At 67.5% G+C, this 15,824-nt stretch carries 11 protein-coding genes; 6 read left to right on the top strand and 5 right to left on the bottom strand.

Features of this window, described 5'->3' with window-relative positions; all coding sequences use genetic code 11:
* Positions 1-41 precede the first annotated feature (41 nt).
* The 3 genes from J7U46_RS15220 to J7U46_RS15230 form a co-directional block, all read right to left on the bottom strand.
* On the bottom strand, positions 42-2,147 hold the full coding sequence (locus tag J7U46_RS15220; RefSeq protein WP_282827277.1) for an FUSC family protein: 2,106 nt from the start codon (positions 2,145-2,147) through the stop codon (positions 42-44).
* Positions 2,148-2,360: 213 nt separating this feature from the next.
* Positions 2,361-3,305 carry a glutathione synthase gene (gene gshB / locus J7U46_RS15225; RefSeq protein WP_282827279.1) on the bottom strand — a complete coding sequence of 315 codons (945 nt, stop codon included), beginning with the start codon at positions 3,303-3,305 and terminating at the stop codon, positions 2,361-2,363.
* Positions 3,306-3,323: 18 nt separating this feature from the next.
* Positions 3,324-4,502: a benzoate/H(+) symporter BenE family transporter gene (locus J7U46_RS15230; protein ID WP_282827281.1), complete on the bottom strand. Its 1,179-nt coding sequence runs from the start codon at positions 4,500-4,502 to the stop codon at positions 3,324-3,326.
* 23 nt (positions 4,503-4,525) lie between these two features.
* Here J7U46_RS15230 and J7U46_RS15235 point away from each other — a divergent pair, with 23 nt between their 5' ends.
* Genes J7U46_RS15235 through J7U46_RS15245 form a run of 3 tightly spaced genes read left to right on the top strand, consistent with a single transcriptional unit; the run spans position 4,526 to position 7,034 of the window.
* Entirely contained in the window at positions 4,526-5,296 is a 771-nt protein-coding gene (locus J7U46_RS15235; RefSeq protein ID WP_282827283.1) for a class II glutamine amidotransferase, read from the top strand.
* Positions 5,297-5,346: 50 nt separating this feature from the next.
* Positions 5,347-6,222: a hypothetical protein gene (locus J7U46_RS15240; RefSeq protein WP_282827285.1), complete on the top strand. Its 876-nt coding sequence runs from the start codon at positions 5,347-5,349 to the stop codon at positions 6,220-6,222.
* Positions 6,219-7,034, top strand: a complete 816-nt coding sequence (locus J7U46_RS15245) for a glutaminyl-peptide cyclotransferase (protein ID WP_282827287.1) — start codon at positions 6,219-6,221, stop codon at positions 7,032-7,034. The genes J7U46_RS15240 and J7U46_RS15245 overlap by 4 nt, the downstream gene beginning before the upstream one ends.
* 1 nt (position 7,035) lies before the next feature.
* Here the strand turns inward: J7U46_RS15245 and J7U46_RS15250 are convergent, their stop codons facing one another.
* Positions 7,036-8,922, bottom strand: coding sequence for a potassium transporter Kup (locus tag J7U46_RS15250; protein ID WP_282827289.1), 1,887 nt, complete (start codon positions 8,920-8,922; stop codon positions 7,036-7,038).
* A 158-nt stretch (positions 8,923-9,080) separates the two neighbouring features.
* Positions 9,081-11,936, bottom strand: a complete 2,856-nt coding sequence (locus tag J7U46_RS15255; RefSeq protein WP_282827291.1) for a TonB-dependent receptor — start codon at positions 11,934-11,936, stop codon at positions 9,081-9,083.
* A gap of 730 nt (positions 11,937-12,666) precedes the next feature.
* On the opposite strand from J7U46_RS15255, the gene J7U46_RS15260 reads away from it, so the two are divergent.
* From J7U46_RS15260 to J7U46_RS15270, 3 genes are all read left to right on the top strand, one after another.
* Entirely contained in the window at positions 12,667-13,629 is a 963-nt protein-coding gene (locus tag J7U46_RS15260; RefSeq protein ID WP_282827293.1) for a LysR substrate-binding domain-containing protein, read from the top strand.
* Between the two features lie 65 nt (positions 13,630-13,694).
* The gene (locus J7U46_RS15265; RefSeq protein WP_282827295.1) at positions 13,695-14,888 is read left to right on the top strand and encodes an amino acid aminotransferase; all 1,194 of its coding nucleotides are present in this window, start codon (positions 13,695-13,697) and stop codon (positions 14,886-14,888) included.
* Positions 14,889-14,896: 8 nt separating this feature from the next.
* Positions 14,897-15,769 (top strand): hypothetical protein, encoded by an 873-nt coding sequence (locus J7U46_RS15270; protein WP_282827297.1) that lies wholly within the window; start codon positions 14,897-14,899, stop codon positions 15,767-15,769.
* Positions 15,770-15,824 lie beyond the last annotated feature (55 nt).

Genomic DNA, 15,824 nt, shown 5'->3' on the forward strand with positions numbered 1-15,824 from the left:
CTTTGCTGCTCAGGGGATCGGGCGAGCATAAACGCGGCGGCTCAGCGCTGCAGGGCGGCCAGCGCTTCCATCAGCGCTCGGGCCTCGCGGCGGCACAGGCGCAGGCGGCGCAAGAGCCAGGGCGTGAGATCGGCGGCCTCGTGTTCGGGCCAGTCATCCACCAGCGCTTCGGGTGCATCCTCAGGCACGGCAAACTCACCGGCCTGCGGCCGCAGCGTGGTGACGCAGGCCTTCAGCGTCTGCTGCAAGGCCGGTGCCGCCTGGCCGGCATCGAGGCGCTGCACACGGCGGTTGAGCATCTGCTGCAAGGCACCGAGCAGGGCCATCAAGCGGTAACCATGGGTCAGAACGGCCTCCAGCCGCTCCTCGGGCAGTCGCACATGGGCCGGCTCGACGCGGGTGCGCTGGGCCGTTGCGGCCAACAGGGCCAGCACGCTGTAGGCCTGCTGGCGGCTGAGGCGCTGGGCCAGTTGCTGCTCGGGAGTGGGTGCCCAGCGCAGCACATTGGCCGCATGCCGTGCCAGCACGCCGCTCAGCTGCGCTGACAAGCGCTCCAGCGAGCGGCGCTCCCACGACGGCAGGACGAAGCAGAAGGCCCAGGCCAGGCCCGCGCCTATCAGCGTGTCGGCCAGGCGCTCGCCGGCCGCCGGCGCCGTGCCAGGTGCGAGCAGCAGCGGCTGCAAGAGCGCCATCAGGGTCGCGGCCGTGGCGGCCACGCGGTAGCGCTGGTTCACATAGGCATGGGCCACGCCGACCGAGGCGATGAAGACCAGTGCGAGCAGGCCATGGGCCGAGGCGGGCAGGTGCGCGAGGGCCAGCACCAGCAGGCAGCCGATCACCGTGCCGATGATGCGTTCGTTGCGGCGCGACAGCGTCTGCTCCAGGTTGCCGCGCAAGACCACGGCCACGCTCAGCACCAGCCAGTGCGGATGGGCGGCCCAGGGCAGCCACAAGCCCAGCGCATAGGCGGTGGCCATGGCCAGCGAGGCCCGCAGCGCATGGCGCAAGACGCTGGACTGCAGGCTGAAATGTGCCTTCAAGGCAGCCAGTGGCCAGCCCTCGGGCGAGACGAACTGCTGCAGCTGCTCGGGCGTGAAGGCCGGTTCGCGGTCCGCCTCCAGCGGCCGTGCAGCCATGGCCGCCACATCGTCCAGCAGATGCCCGAGGCGGGCCTGCAGGGCCTGCAAGAGATGCTCGCGCGGGTCGCCCTCAGGCAGTTGTACGGCGGCCAGGCGCTGGTCCAGCGCTTCACGCCATTGATGGGCGGAGACCTGCGGCAGCGGCCCGCCCAGGCTGGCGTGATCAGCCAGCGCCTCCAGCGTCTCGGCCAGCGGCAAGAGCGTCTGACCCAGCGCGCGGCGGGCCTGCAGGCCAGGCGCATCGTCGCCGAGCAGGTGCACGTCGAGCCGGCTGGCGAGCAGCAGGTCGCGCAGCTCGATCAGGCCGAGCAGTTGGTCGACCTGCACGCGGCTCGCGGGCGTGGAGCGCGCCGCGAACACCTGGTCGCGCGCGGCCTGCAGCGCATCGGCCAGGCTCACGTCGTCGGCAATCGAATGGCGGATGCTGTCGCCCGCCGGCAGCGGGTCGCCAGCGATGCGGGCCACACGCGAGCGCAGGCGCTGTGCACCGGCCCGCATCGCCGTGGCCAGGGCCAGCTCGCGGTAGCGCGCTTGCAGCAGTCGGGCCAGCGCTTGCGCCCAGACGGTGTAGAGCAGGCCGCCGAGCAGCACCCAGCCGGCATGGGCAAAGGCATGGGCCGGCGTGGCCGGCTCGCTCCAGGCCATGGCGAACACCAGGGCCAGGATGCCGGCGAAGGACAGCGGCCCGGCCCGCAGGCCCCAGGCCATGCTCATCAGGGTGAGGAAGGCTGTCAGCGCGACAACCGCTGTCATCAAGACCGGCTGGCTGCGGCACAGGCCCACGGCCAGCGTGACCGCCGCCGCCACGGCCGCCGACGGCAGCAGCCGCCGCCAGACGCGCTGCGGCGCATTGGGCACGTCCAGCAGGCTGGCACCCACCGCACCGCCCACCGCCGCCAGGCCCGCCGGCAGGCCGAACAGCGCCGCCACCAGGGCTTGCACGCCAGCCACGCCCAGTGCCACGCTGATGCCGTTGAGCTGGTTGGCCCGCAGCCGGCGCCAAATCATCTCAGTCCCCCTGAACGACGGGCCGAGCGCAGGGCCGCTCCCAAGCCGGCCCGGCATGGCGATGTGCGTGACGGTCGAACCGGCACGCATCGCCGCCCCCTCGGGGGGGCGAGCCCGCACCGATCAAGCGCCTGCGCGCTTGATCGCGGCTGGCGAGCGCCAATCGGCATGCTTGCCGGTTGACCGGCCAAGGTACACCTTGGACGAGGGGCATCAGATCTTGGCTTCCAGCGCGTCGATGAACATCTTGGCCACGTCGAAGCCGGTCTGGTCTGTGATCTCCTGGAAGCAGGTCGGGCTGGTGACGTTGATCTCGGTGAGGCTGTCGCCGATCACGTCCAGGCCCACCAGCAACAGACCACGCGCGGCGAGGATGGGACCGAGCGTCTCGGCGATCTCGCGGTCCCTTGCACTGATCGGCTGGGCCACGCCCTTGCCACCCGCCGCCAGGTTGCCGCGCACCTCGCCGCCCTGCGGAATGCGCGCCAGGCAGAAGGGCACGACCTGACCCCCGATCACCAGCACGCGCTTGTCGCCGTCCTTGATGGCTGGCAGGTAGCGCTGCACCATCACCGTCTCGGCGCCGCCCTTGTTGAGCGTCTCGATGATGGCGCCAAGGTTGAGGCCGTCGGCCCCCACGCGGAAGATGCCGGTGCCGCCCATGCCGTCCAGCGGCTTCAGGATGATGTCGCCATGCTCCTTGTGGAAGGTGCGGATTGCTGCCTCGCTGCGCGTGACCAGGGTCGGTGCGCTGAACTGCGGGAACTCCAGCAGCGAAAGCTTTTCGGGATGGTCGCGCAGCGCCGCAGGCTTGTTGAAGACCTTGGCGCCTTCGCGCTCGGCCTGCTGCAAGAGATGGGTGGCGTAGAAGTACTCGCTGTCAAAGGGCGGGTCCTTGCGCATGACCACGGCGTCGGTGTCGGCCAGGGCCAGTTCACCTTCGCTGACCACGCTGAACCAACGATCCGCATCGCCGGTCAGGCTGATCGCCCGGGCGCCCTGCGCCACCACGCGGCCGCCCGAGCGCCAGACCAGGTCGGCCGGATGGCAGGCCCAGAGCTCATGGCCGCGCCGGGCGGCCTCGCGCATCATGGCGAAGGTGGTGTCCTTGTAGATCTTGAACGACTCCAGCGGGTCGGCGACGAAGAGCAACTTCATGGGCATCTTTCTAATGAATCAGGCACGTCGGCGGAAGTGTTGCACCAACAGAGAAACCGTGCCGGCGACCACGCCCCAGAAGGCCGAGCCAATGCCCAGCATCGAGACGCCCGACAGCGTGACCAGGAAGGTCAGGATGGCGGCATCGCGGTGCTGCTCTTCCTTCAAGGCCTGGGCCAGCCCGCCTGCGATGGTGCCCAGCAGAGCCAGTCCGGCCACGGCCGCCACCAGCTCCTTGGGGAAAGCTGCCAGCAGGCCCACCACCGCGCCACCGGCCAGGCCGAGCAGGATGTAGAAGACGCCGGCCATGGCCGAGGCCCAGTAGCGCCGTGCCGGATCTTCATGCGCCTCGCGGCCCATGCAGATGGCGGCCGTGATGGCCGCGAGGTTGAAGGCATAGCCGCCGAAGGGCGCGAGCAGCAAGGTGGCAAGACCTGTCACCGAGATGGTGGGCGAGACCGGCGTCTGGTAGCCCGAGGCACGCTGCACGGCCACGCCGGGCAGGTTCTGCGAGGCCATGGTGACCATGAAAAGCGGCAGGGCGAGGCCGATGGCGGCGGCCCAACTGAATTGCGGCGTGGTCCAGACCGGCATCGCCCACTCGACCGTGACCGCATCCAGATGCAGCCGCCCCTGCCCCGCCGCCACCGCGATGCCCACCAGCAGCACGCCGGGCACGGCATAGCGCGGCCACCAGCGCCGGCCCGCCAGGTAGGCTGCCGCCATCAGCAGCACCAGCAGAGGCGCCGTCTTGACGCTGCTCACCGCATCGAGCCCGAAGCGCGCCAGCACGCCGGCCAACAGGGCAGCGGCCACGGCCAGGGGGATGCGGTCCATCAGTTTTTCGAACCAGCCGGTCAGCCCGCTCAAGAGGATCAGTGCGCCGCAGAGCAGGAAGGCACCCACGGCCTCGGGCAGGGTCAGGCCTTGCGTGGCGGCGATCAGGGCAGCGCCGGGCGTGGACCAGGCGATCTTGACCGGCAGCCTGGTCCACAGCGAGAGCCCGAGGCTGGTGAGGCCCATGCCGAGGCCGAGGGCCCAGATCCAGGAGGTGGTCTGTTGCGCATCGGCACCCACCGCCTGGGCGGCCTGGAATACGATGGCCACCGAACTGGTGAAGCCGACCAGCACGGCCACGAAGCCGGCCACGATGGCGCTGAGCGAGAGTTCTTGCAGGCGGGGTTGGGCGGGCTTCATGGACCAAGCATAGCGAGTCAAGCATGTGCCGATTCCTGGCCTACGTGGGCGATGCGATCTTCCTGGACGAGTTGGTCTGCACGCCGCAGCACTCGCTGGTGCGGCAGTCGCTGCGCGCCGAGGAGGCCAAGGTCGTGACCAATGGCGACGGCTTCGGCATCGGCTGGTACGGCGAGCGCGAGGCGCCGGGCATCTACCGCGAGGTGATGCCCGCCTGGTCGGACGAGAACCTGCTCGCCCTCTGCGCCAATGTGCGCTCCCACTTGTTCTTTGCCCACGTGCGCGCCGCCACCGGCACCGGCATCGCGCGGCAGAACTGCCACCCGTTCCGCTACGGGCCTTGGCTCTTCATGCACAACGGCCAGATCGGCGGCTACGGCCAGCTGCGCCGCGCGATGGAGGCCCGCCTGCCCGACCACCTCTATGCCGAGCGCAAGGGCGCGACCGATTCCGAGCTGCTCTTCCTCTTGATCATTGCCCGCATCGAGATGGGCGAGACGGTGCAGGATGCCGTGAGCCAAGTGCTGAACGAGACCCTGGCGATGATGCAGGTGCTGCACATCCAGGCCCCGCTGCGCTTTGCCGCCGCCCTGGCCGACGGGCAACAGGTGCATGCCATCCGCTACTCCAGCGACAAGCGCGCGCCCACGCTCTACCTGCACCGCTTCGAGCAGCGTGGCCTGCTGGTGGCCTCGGAGCCGCTGGTCGACGACCACGCCGGCTGGGAGCTGATACCGCAGGGCACGGTGGTGTGCTTCGATGCCCAGGGGCACCAGAGCCAGGCGCTGGTATAAGAGCGGCCGTCGCGGCCGGCAGAGCCGCAGCACCTCGGGGAGCATCGACGATGGGCCGCTTGCCCACCCACTTTCGTTGGCAGCGGGCTGCCGTGACAGCGCTGGCCGTGACGGCTGGCCTGGCCGGCCCTGCTGCAGCCGGGGCACTCGGCACCGGCCTCGCCGGCGACCGCCCTCATGTGCTGGGCACGCTGCGGCCCGGTGAGAGCCGTCAGATTGAGCCCTCACTCGCCCCCTTGTTCGCCAGCGTCCCGGTGCGCATCGCCATCGCACCCGACAGCGACCCGCTGGAGCTGCAGCGCCTGTCCCTGTGGCTGGCCCCGCTTCAGCCCAGCTTGCAGGTAGAACGATCCTGCGTCGGCGCCTGCGCGCTGTTCATCCTTTTCAGCGCGAAGGAACTCGAGATCGCGCCGCAGACCGTGATCGCCTTCGGCGGCATGAGCGAGGTGGCGGCGCGGCTGGATCAGCAGCTCCAGGCCGGCGATCTGTTCGACCCCGGCAGCGAGCAGAGCCAAGCCTCGCGACAGCGCTTCGTGCAGGCCTGGTCAGAGCAGATGGAGCAGGCCCGCGAGCTGCAGCAAGCCCGCAGCCGGCATGACCGTCTGCCGGCTGCGGCCCAGCGCTTCATCGGTGAATTGATGGGCGGCTGGCGCGTCGAGCAGCTGCTGTTCTCGCATCGGTTTTTCGAGAGCAAGCTGGCCGCAGCGCCGGGGCGCTGTCTGTGGTGGATACCCGATGCGCAAGGGCTGCGGCAGCTGGGTTTGCCGGCGCCCGATACCTACAAGCCCGCCTCCCGCGCCACAGCAGCCCGCTTGCTGCACGCGCCCGAACACCTCATCTATACCGGCCCCTTGCCGGGCCAGGTCTCGCCTCGTTGCGAGGCACCGGCTGGTGCCGCCGAACCCTTGCTGGAGCTGCGTCCATGAACAGCCTGCGTCCCAACCCACCAGGCCTGCAACGCCGCACGGCCCTGGCCGCCCTCTTGCTCGGCGCCGCCGGCTCGGCCCTCGGCCAGCGCGCCCGTCTGCCGGTGGAGCGGCTGGAGATCGTCGGCGTCCATGCCCACGACCCGAAAGCCTTCACCCAGGGCCTGCTCTATCTGGACGGCCAGCTGTTCGAGAGCACCGGCCTGCATGGCCGCTCCTCGGTGCGCCGTGTGGGCTTGAGCAGCGGCCAGGTGCTGCAGCAGCGCGATCTGCCGGGCGAGTATTTCGGCGAAGGCCTGACCGACTGGAAGGACTCGCTGATCCTCTTGACCTGGCAGTCCGAGACCGGCTTCGTGCTGGACCGCCGCACATTCGCCACACGCCGCACCTTCCGCTACGAGGGCGAGGGCTGGGGCATCACGCAGGACGGCCGACAGCTCTACATGAGCGACGGCTCGTCCAGCCTGCGCGTGCTGGACCCCGAAACCCTCAAGGAGCTGCGCCGCATCCCGGTCACGGCCAACGGCCGCCCGGTCGACCAGCTCAACGAGCTGGAATGGGTGGACGGCGAGATCTATGCCAACGTCTGGCAGACCGACCTGATCGCCCGCATCAACCCGGCCAATGGCCAGGTGCTGGGCTGGCTGGACCTGAGCGGCCTGCTGGCCTCACAGGGCCTGACAGCCGTCGACGTGGCCCAGGCCGACGTGCTCAACGGCATCGCCTACGACCGCGTGGGCAAGCGGCTGTTCGTCACCGGCAAGCTGTGGCCGCGATTGTTTGAAGTGCGACGTCGCCTGCTGCCCGGTTAGATCAGATCTCCACCTTGGAGCCCAGCTCCACGATGCGGTTGGCCGGCAGGTGCAGGAAGTCGGCGGCGGCGGCGGCGTTGCGGTGCATGCTGGCGAACAGCTTCTCGCGCCACAGGGCCATGCCCGAGCCTATGGTCGGGATCACGATGTCGCGCGACAGGAAGTAGCTCGTCTCCATCTCTTCCAGGTGCACGCCGCGCTGCTCCAGCAGCTTCAAGGCATAGGGCACGTCGGGCTCGTTCTTGAAGCCGAAGTGCAGGCTGACGGCCCAGCAGTCATTGCCCAGCGCCTCCACCTCCACGCGCTTGTCGAAACCAATCCAGGGCACCTCGTGGTGCTTGACGGTGACGAACAGGTTCTGCTCGTGCAGCACCTTGTTGTGCTTGAGGTTGTGCAGGAGCGCATTGGGCGTCACGCCGCGCTCGGCGGCGAGGAACACGGCCGTGCCGGGCACGCGCACTGGCGGGCTCATGAACACGGCTTCGAGGAAGCCGGGCAGCTCGATGGCGTCGTGGCGGAGCTTGTCGCTGAGCAGGCGCCGGCCCTGCTTCCAGGTCAGCATCAGCGTGAACATCCAGATGCCGATCATCAGCGGGAACCAGCCGCCATGCGCCACCTTCAAGAGGTTGGACGCGAGGAAGGTGATGTCGATCAGGAAGAAGGCACCGGTGGCCAGCAGGCACAGGGCCAGCGGGTATTTCCAGCCATAGCGCACCACGTAGAAGGTCATCACCGTGGTGATGGTCATGTCGATGGTGACGGCCACGCCATAAGCGCCGGCCAGCTTGCTGGACGAGCCGAAGAAGACCACGGCCAGCACCACGAAGGCGAACAGGCCCCAGTTGATGAAGGGCACGTAGATCTGGCCGGTGTCGCGCACCGAGGTGTGGACGATGCGCATGCGCGGCAGGATGCCGAGCTGGATGGCCTGCTTGGTGACCGAGAAGGCGGCCGTGATCAGGGCCTGCGAGGCCACGATGGCGGCCAGCGTGGCGAGGCCGAACAGCGGCAGCTCGGCCCAGGACGGCGCGATCAGGTAGAACGGGTTCTTGATCGCCTCGGGGCGCTCCAGCAGCAGCGCGCCCTGGCCGAAGTAGTTGATCACCAAGGCCGGCATCACGATGCTGTACCAGGCGATGCGGATCGGCTTCTTGCCGAAGTGGCCGAGGTCGGCGTAGAGCGCCTCACCGCCGGTCACCACCAGCACCACGGCACCGAGGGCGATGAAGGCGATCCAGCCGTAGTGCATGCAGAAGTCCACCGCATACATCGGGTTGATGGCCGCCAGCACCTTGGGGTTCTCGAGGATCTGCGGCAGGCCGAGCAGCGTGAGGCTCGCGAACCAGACCAGCATCACCGGCCCGAAGGCCTTGCCGATGCCGCTGGTACCGAAGCGCTGCACCGAGAACAGGCCGGCCAGCACCAGCAGGGTGAGGGGCACGATGGCGTCGTGGTACTGCGGCGCATAGACGTCGATGCCCTCGACCGCGCCCAGCACCGTCATGGCCGGCGTGATCACCGCATCGCCGAAGAAGATGGCCGTGCCGAAGAGACCCACCATCATCAGGCCGCGCCGCAGCGGCGGCTTGTCTTTCACCGCCTGCGTGGCGAGGGCCAGCATGGCGATCAGGCCGCCTTCGCCGTTGTTGTCGGCCCGCAGAATCAGCAGCACGTACTTGACCGAGACCACGATGGTCATGGTCCAGAACAGCAGGGAGAGCACGCCGAGGATGTTCTGCGGCGTCAAGGGCACATGGCCCCCGTGGAAGACTTCCTTCAGCGCGTAGAGCGGGCTGGTGCCGATGTCGCCGTAGACCACGCCCAGCGCTGCCAGGGTCAGTGCGGCCAGCGCCGCCGGCGTATGTTTCGCCGATGTAGTTGAACTCACGAAGGATGCTGCGGGCCTGATGAAAGCCGCATCGAGTCAAAAGGGGTATTTTGCGCTGGCTGTGCGACTGTGCGACAGGGCAGCCGACAAGAAAAAACGGCCTCCCGAGGGAGGCCGTTCTGTTGACACCAGGGGCGAACCGAGGCTCGCCCAAGGAATCACTTGAACACGTAGCGAGCGTTCAGCGACAGGGTACGGCCCTGTGCGTTGTGCAGCGCGGTGTTGTAGTAGGTGTAGAGCAGCCAGTCGAACGGAGCTTCGCGAGCGAAGACGTTACGCACGGTCGCCGACAGCGTCAGATTCTTGATGCCGGTGTAGGTGGCACCCAGATCGAAGGTCGTGAACGAGGCCACGCGGCAGTCGCCACCCAGCTCGGCAGACACCACGGCATTGCCAGACACCGAGGTGCTGCAATTCGTGCGGACGCCGGTCGCGCTGTTGGTCGAGAACTCCTGCATGTCGCCAACGTAGTTGACCGCGCCGAAGTAGTTCCAGGCACCGCCGGTCGCCAGGTTGGCCGACAGACGGCCCTTGAAGCGCGGGTTGTCCAGACCGTCCGAGTTGTCGGCGAACGGGCCACCCTTTTCACGCTGGAACAGGAAGTCCTTCATGTAGCCGATGAACAGCGTGGTGCTCAGGCGACCTGCATCGCCCAGCTTCATGCGGTGGTTCAGCTCCAGGTCGGCACCGCGAACGATGGTTTCACCCAGGTTCAGGTACTTGCGCTTCACGCCGACGATGGTCGTCGTGCCGGGAATCGGCTTGCCCGAAGCATCCTTCAGCAGCGTGCCTTCGTCCGGGCTGCGGAACACCGAGTCGGCGTAGAACGAATCGCCTTCCTGGTACAGCTTGCGCAGCACGTCGTTCGAGCTGTAGCGGTCGATTTCGTTGCGGCGGCTGATCTGGTACAGGTCGAAGGTACCGCTCAGGCTGGAGGTCGGTGCGAACACCACGCCCAAGGTGTAGCTGCGCGACTTTTCCGGTTCCAGCTTCGTGTTCGGCGAGATCGTCGAAGCGATCGTGCGCGAACCGCTCGTGGCACATTCCGTGGCGCTTTCGTAGCCGGTTGCGCCCGGGATCTGGGCAGCAACGCCGGCAGCATTCACCGGGCAACGGATCGGGTCACGCCAGGTCGAGATGGACTGGAAGCTGGTCACGGCGGACGACGAGATCTGCGTCAGGCCCGGGGCGCGGAAGCCTTCGGCTGCCGTACCGCGGAAGCTCAGCGAGTCCGTGGCCTTCCACTTGAAGCCCAGCTTCGGGGTGGTCGAGTTGCCATAGTCGCTGTAACGGTCGGCACGCAGGGCGGCTTCGATGTTGAACGACTTCAGGACCGGCAGGTTCACTTCGGCGAAGAACGAGTTCACCGTGCGCGAGCCCGTGGCCTTGGAGGTGCCGCGGCCGACGTAGTTACCGGCATCCAGGTTGGCGTCCGGACGAATGTCGATGCTTTCGCGACGGCTTTCCAGACCAGCGGCCACGCCGATGGCGCCACCAGCCAGCTTGCCGAATTCGCGGCTGCCCTTCAGGTTGAACATGCTGACCGAGGTGTCACCCACGTTGGTCATGTCCGGGCTGATCTGGGCCAGCAGAGCGGCGCTGTTCGTGCCACCGAAGCGGTACTGGTCCAGGGCGGCCTGGGCCGTCACGGAGTTCACAGCACCCTTTTCAACCGAGGTCCGCTTGGACGAGTTGTACAGGATGCCGGTATTCCAGTCCCAACCCCAGTTCGTGCCTTGCAGGTCGGCGACGAAACGCGTGGCGTCGTTGGTCACATTCGTGATGGCCGGAATGTCACCCAGGCGTGCGCTGGTGGCCAGACGGATCTTGTTGGTCGGGTCGGCCTGGAACAGCGGGTTGTCCGGATGGTCCGCACGCATGATGTGGCGGAACGAGCGGCGCACGCCGTTCTTGTCGAACCAGGTGCTCAGGCCGCTGCCCAGCGTGGCAAAGCCGCTACCACCCATGTATTCGTTCTCGATACGGGTGAAGTTGGCTTCAATCGTGCCGAACATGTCCTTGCCCACGTTGAACGACGCCTTCGTGAAGAAGTTGCCGCTGCGCGAGGGGTACTGGAAGAACGTGTAGGGGCTGTTGTCGATCGCGCAGATCGGCGAGCCATTGGCTTGGAACGTCGTGGTGTAGACCGAGGGGGCCGGGCAGACGCCGTTCTTGGGCGGGATCGGGGTGGTCGTGTTGAACACGCCAGTGCCGACACCGGTTTCACGCCAGAAGTTCGGGCTGAAGGCCAGTGCGCTGTCCAGGGCCTCGATGGTCGTGCCATAGGCGCGCTGGTAGGCGCCGTAGTCGAAACCGCGGGTGGCCGAACCGATTGGCACGTCATCGCGCTGCGTCAGGTCAACGCCGTACATGACGTTGAAGCCCTGGGTGTCCAGATCGCCGAAGCCACCGAACAGCGAAGCGCCGCTGGACTTGAAGTTCCCGAACACGCCGGAGCCACGCAGGCTGGCTTCCAGGCCCTTGTATTCCTTCTTCAGGATGAAGTTCACCACGCCGGCGATGGCGTCGGAACCGTACACGGCCGAGGCGCCGTCCTTCAGCACTTCCACACGCTCGATGGCCGAGACGGGGATGTTGTTCAGGTTGTACAGGGTCGACTGGCCGGAGTTCGGGTCAGCGGTAGCGGTGGCGGCCAGGCGACGGCCGTTGATCAGGGTCAGGGTCGACGACGAGCCCAGGCCACGCAGCGAGGCGGTGGCGGTACCGGCGGCGAAGCCGTTGCCCGAGGTCAGGTCGGACTGGCCGCCCGAGGTCACGGCCGGCAGCAGCTGCAGCAGTTCGGTGATGCTGGACACGCCCGAACGCATGATTTCGTCGGCCTTCAGCACTTGCACCGGCGATGCGGTTTCGGTGTCGGTACGCTTCAGATTGGTACCGGTGACTTCGACGCGCTCAATCTTCTGTACATCGGGCGCGGGGGTGGCCTGCTGGGCCTGCGCCTGTGCCATCAGGCCAATGACGGCCAGGGCAAGCGCTGTGGGACGGAATTGCATGTATCGCTCCTTGAACAGCTCGACAAGTGTTTTCGCAGTCACGCGTGCTCGCGTTTGGCGCAGCAACGTTCGGCCGGGGTCGACCAACGAATCGACTGCGAATGCCTGAAATCAGGGGTAAAGCCACCGTGGTGAGCCAAGCACACAGGGCTGAGCGAGCGATGGTAAAGCAGTGTTAAGGACCGATGACCGAGGCGTGAAGAACACGCAACGCCCACCCAATTGGCACTTGACGAGCTCTGGTGCAAGTCATTTGGCTCGGGTGAATCCCTTAGCAGATCCACAAAATTGAGGGGTTTTCCCGTAGCGGCGCCCCTATAAACGACAGCCGAACCAGATCAAGTCTTTCGTTTGGCGCGGCAATCGCCCGAACTCGGCGCACTCGTCAAGCTGTCCGCCAAAGGGGTGGCGACCACTCGGTGGGGTGCCGCTGACTGGGCATGCAAAAGCTCAAGAACCAAGGGCCTTTTGCCTATGAAATCTTCTAAAAACAGGCGCCCGAACACCACCGCCTCGAGCCCCAGAATCGCCCCCTTTTCGGCGGCTTCCGACGCGGGCTCTTTCAGCCTCCGAGACCTCGTACATGAATTCTTTTCCGCAAAGCAATCCCAGCGCTCATGCCAGGGGCCGGTGACCCGGATCAAGCCCTGTTACCCCCCAGCAAACGGGGGTACACGGCCGTGGCGCACGGCTGCCCGGGTGCACGAAGGGCCTTTGCTACAGTCCCCCGATGGTCACGCCCAAAGTCCCCAAGAACAGTCCCGAAGAGGCCGAGAACTTCGTCCTGCGGCGCATGAGCCTGCGGCATCTTCGCGTGATGCTGGCCTTGCACGAGACCGGCAGCCTGAGCGCTGCGGCCCAGGCGCTTTATGTCACCCAGCCGGCCGTCAGCAAGGCACTGAGCGAGATCGAGTCCGGCATGGGCCAGACCCTGTTCGCCCGCCGTGGCCGCAGCCTGCGCACCACGGCCTGCGGCCAGCGCCTGGTCGAGCTGGCGCAGAAACTGGACGCCGACCTGCGCCGGGGGGCGGGCGACCTGAGTTCCATCGTGCGCGGCGCCTCGGGCGAGCTGCTGATCGGCTCGACCAATGCAGCCCTGGCCAAGCTGCTGCCCGAAGCCATCGTCACGATGAAGCAGGAGCAGCCCAGCGTCACCATCAGCGTGCGCACCCATGCGCTCAGCAGCCTGTTCGCCGAACTGCGCGAAGGCCGGCTGGACCTGGTGATCGCCCGCGTGCCGCCGCAGGAACTGCCCGCCGACCTGCAGGGCCTGCGCCTCATTGAGCAATCGCAGGTGCTGACCATCAGCGCCCATCACCCCCTGGCCAAGGCCCGCAAGGTCGACTGGGAGACCCTGACCCAGCAGGCCTGGATCTGGGAGCTGCCCGGCACCCGCTCGCGTGCGCTGCAGGACCGCATGTGGCAGAACCTCGGCCTCCCCCTGCCCACCAATGTGGTCGAGACCGGCGACCTGATGCTGGCCCTGAGCCTGATGAAGCGCATGCCGCTCCTGATGGTGATGCCCCAGCACGTGGCCCGCCTGGCGGCCCAGACCGGCGTGCTGGTGATACTGCCCCTCACCCTGGACCAGAACCTCTCGGACCTGACCGTCTGGCACCTGCGCGAGCCGCAGGGCGAGCTGGTGGAGCGCTTCAAGCAGTTGCTGCTGGAAGCTGCGCAGGCGCCCGTCTGAACTGCGGCGCCCCAGGGCTGGCGGGCGTCGATAATGGCTCCATTCCCGGTTCGGAGCCCTGCCCCATGTTCAAGCACGTCGACGCCTACGCTGGCGATCCCATCCTGAGTCTCAACGAGGCCTTCCAGAAGGACCCGCGCAAGGACAAGATCAACCTGTCCATCGGCATCTACTTCGATGACGACGGCCGCATCCCCATGCTGGACTCGGTGCGCAAGGCCGAGCTGGCCGTGGTGGCCGACGCCGGCGCCCGGCCCTACCTGCCGATGGAAGGCGCGGCCAATTTCCGCGAGGCCGTGCAGGTGCTGCTGTTCGGCGCCGAGCATCCGGCCCGCAAAGAGGGCCGCATCGTCACCATCCAGAGCGTGGGCTCCAGCGGCGGCCTGAAGGTCGGCGCGGACTTCATCAAGCGCTACTTCCCTGACAGTGCCATCTACGTCTCCGACCCGACCTGGGACAACCACCGTGCGGTGTTCGAAGGTTCCGGCATCGAGGTCAAGACCTACCCCTATTACGACGCGGCCACCGGCGGTGTGCGCTTCGAGGACATGCTGGCCGCCATCCGCGCGCTGCCGGCCAGGAGCGTGGTGCTGCTGCACGCCTGCTGCCACAACCCCACCGGCGTGGACCTGACGCCGCTGCAGTGGGACGCGCTGATCCCGGTGCTGCAGGAGCGCGACCTGCTGCCCTTCCTGGATCTGGCCTACCAGGGCTATGGCGACGGCCTCGATGAAGACGCCTTCGCCGTGCGCGCCATGGCCGATGCCGGCCTGTCCTTCTTCATCGCCAACAGCTTCTCCAAGAGCATGAGCCTGTATGGCGAACGCTGCGGCGCGCTGAGCGTGGTCTGCCCGGATGCCGCGCAGGCGCAGCTGGTGCTCGGCCAGCTGAAGTTCATGATCCGCCGCAACTACTCCAACCCGCCGCTGCATGGCGGCCAGGTGGTGGCCAAGGTGCTGAGTGATCCGCAGCTGCGCAGCTTGTGGGAAGGCGAGGTCAGCGAGATGCGCCTGCGCATCCACGCGATGCGCAATGCGCTGTACGAGGTGCTGGCGGCCAAGCTGCCGAACGGCAACTTCGACTACTTCCTGACCCAGCGCGGCATGTTCAGCTACACCGGCATGAAGCCCGAGCAGGTTGAGCGGCTGAAGAACGAGTTCGGCGTCTACATCCTGCGCTCGGGCCGCATGTGCGTGGCCGGGCTCAACACCAAGAACGTCGAGGCCACCGCGCAGGCTTTTGCCGCGGTGCTGGGCTGAGCGACCCCATGCGGCGTGCAGTCTGCGCCCTGCTGCTCGGCTTCGCCACGCTGGCCTCAGGCCAGCCGGTGAAGGTCGAGAGCGTGACCTGGCTGGTCAGCAATGTGCATGGCACGGCGCGACCCATCGACGGCATGCTGGCCTACCTTGGCCAGCGCTGGCCCGAGGTCAAGCAGGAAGAGCTGACCGCCAATGCCAAGCGCAGCTGGCAGTTGATCGCGGCCGGTGAGCATGCCTGCCACACCTCGGCCGTGCGCACGCCTGAGCGCGAGCAGCTCGCCTACTTCACCAACACCGTGCTGATGGCGCCCTCCCAGGTGATCGTCAAACGCGACCTGTACAAGCGCCTGCCGCTGAACGCCGCCGGCGAGGTCGACCTGGCCCGCCTGATGGCGGACAAGCGCCTGAGCGGCGCGTATGTCGAGGGCCGCAGCTACGGGCCCGTCATCGACGCCCTGATCGCCCAGCGTCCGGCTGGCAAGTCCGGCGGCGCCTTTGGCTACCCTTCCGCCGATTTCGGCAGCCGCATCCTGCCCATGCTGGGCCGGGGCCGGGCCGACTACGCCATCGAGTACGAAGCCGCCATGGCCCTTCAGGTCGGCAACGGCGTCGACATGAAGCTGCTGCGCAGCGTGCCCATCCAGGGCGCCAGCGAGCCGGTGCTGGCGGGCATCGCCTGCCCGCGCACGCCCTGGGGCCTGGCCGCCATCACGACCATCGACCGCCTGCTCGGCAACCCGGAGGCGGCCGCGATGCTGCGGCAGCAGTTCGGCACCCGCATGTCCGAAGATTCCCTGCGCCACTACGGCGCCCGCATCGACGCCTTCACGCAGTTGCGCAGCAAGCCCAGCCGCGAATACGCGACGCCGGGCACGCGCTGAGCGCGGCCCTCGGGTATCCGAGGAGCCGGCACGACGGGGCATGCGGCCCGGTTAT

The organism is Pelomonas sp. V22 (assembly GCF_030014915.1).
GTDB lineage: Bacteria > Pseudomonadota > Gammaproteobacteria > Burkholderiales > Burkholderiaceae_C > JAUASW01.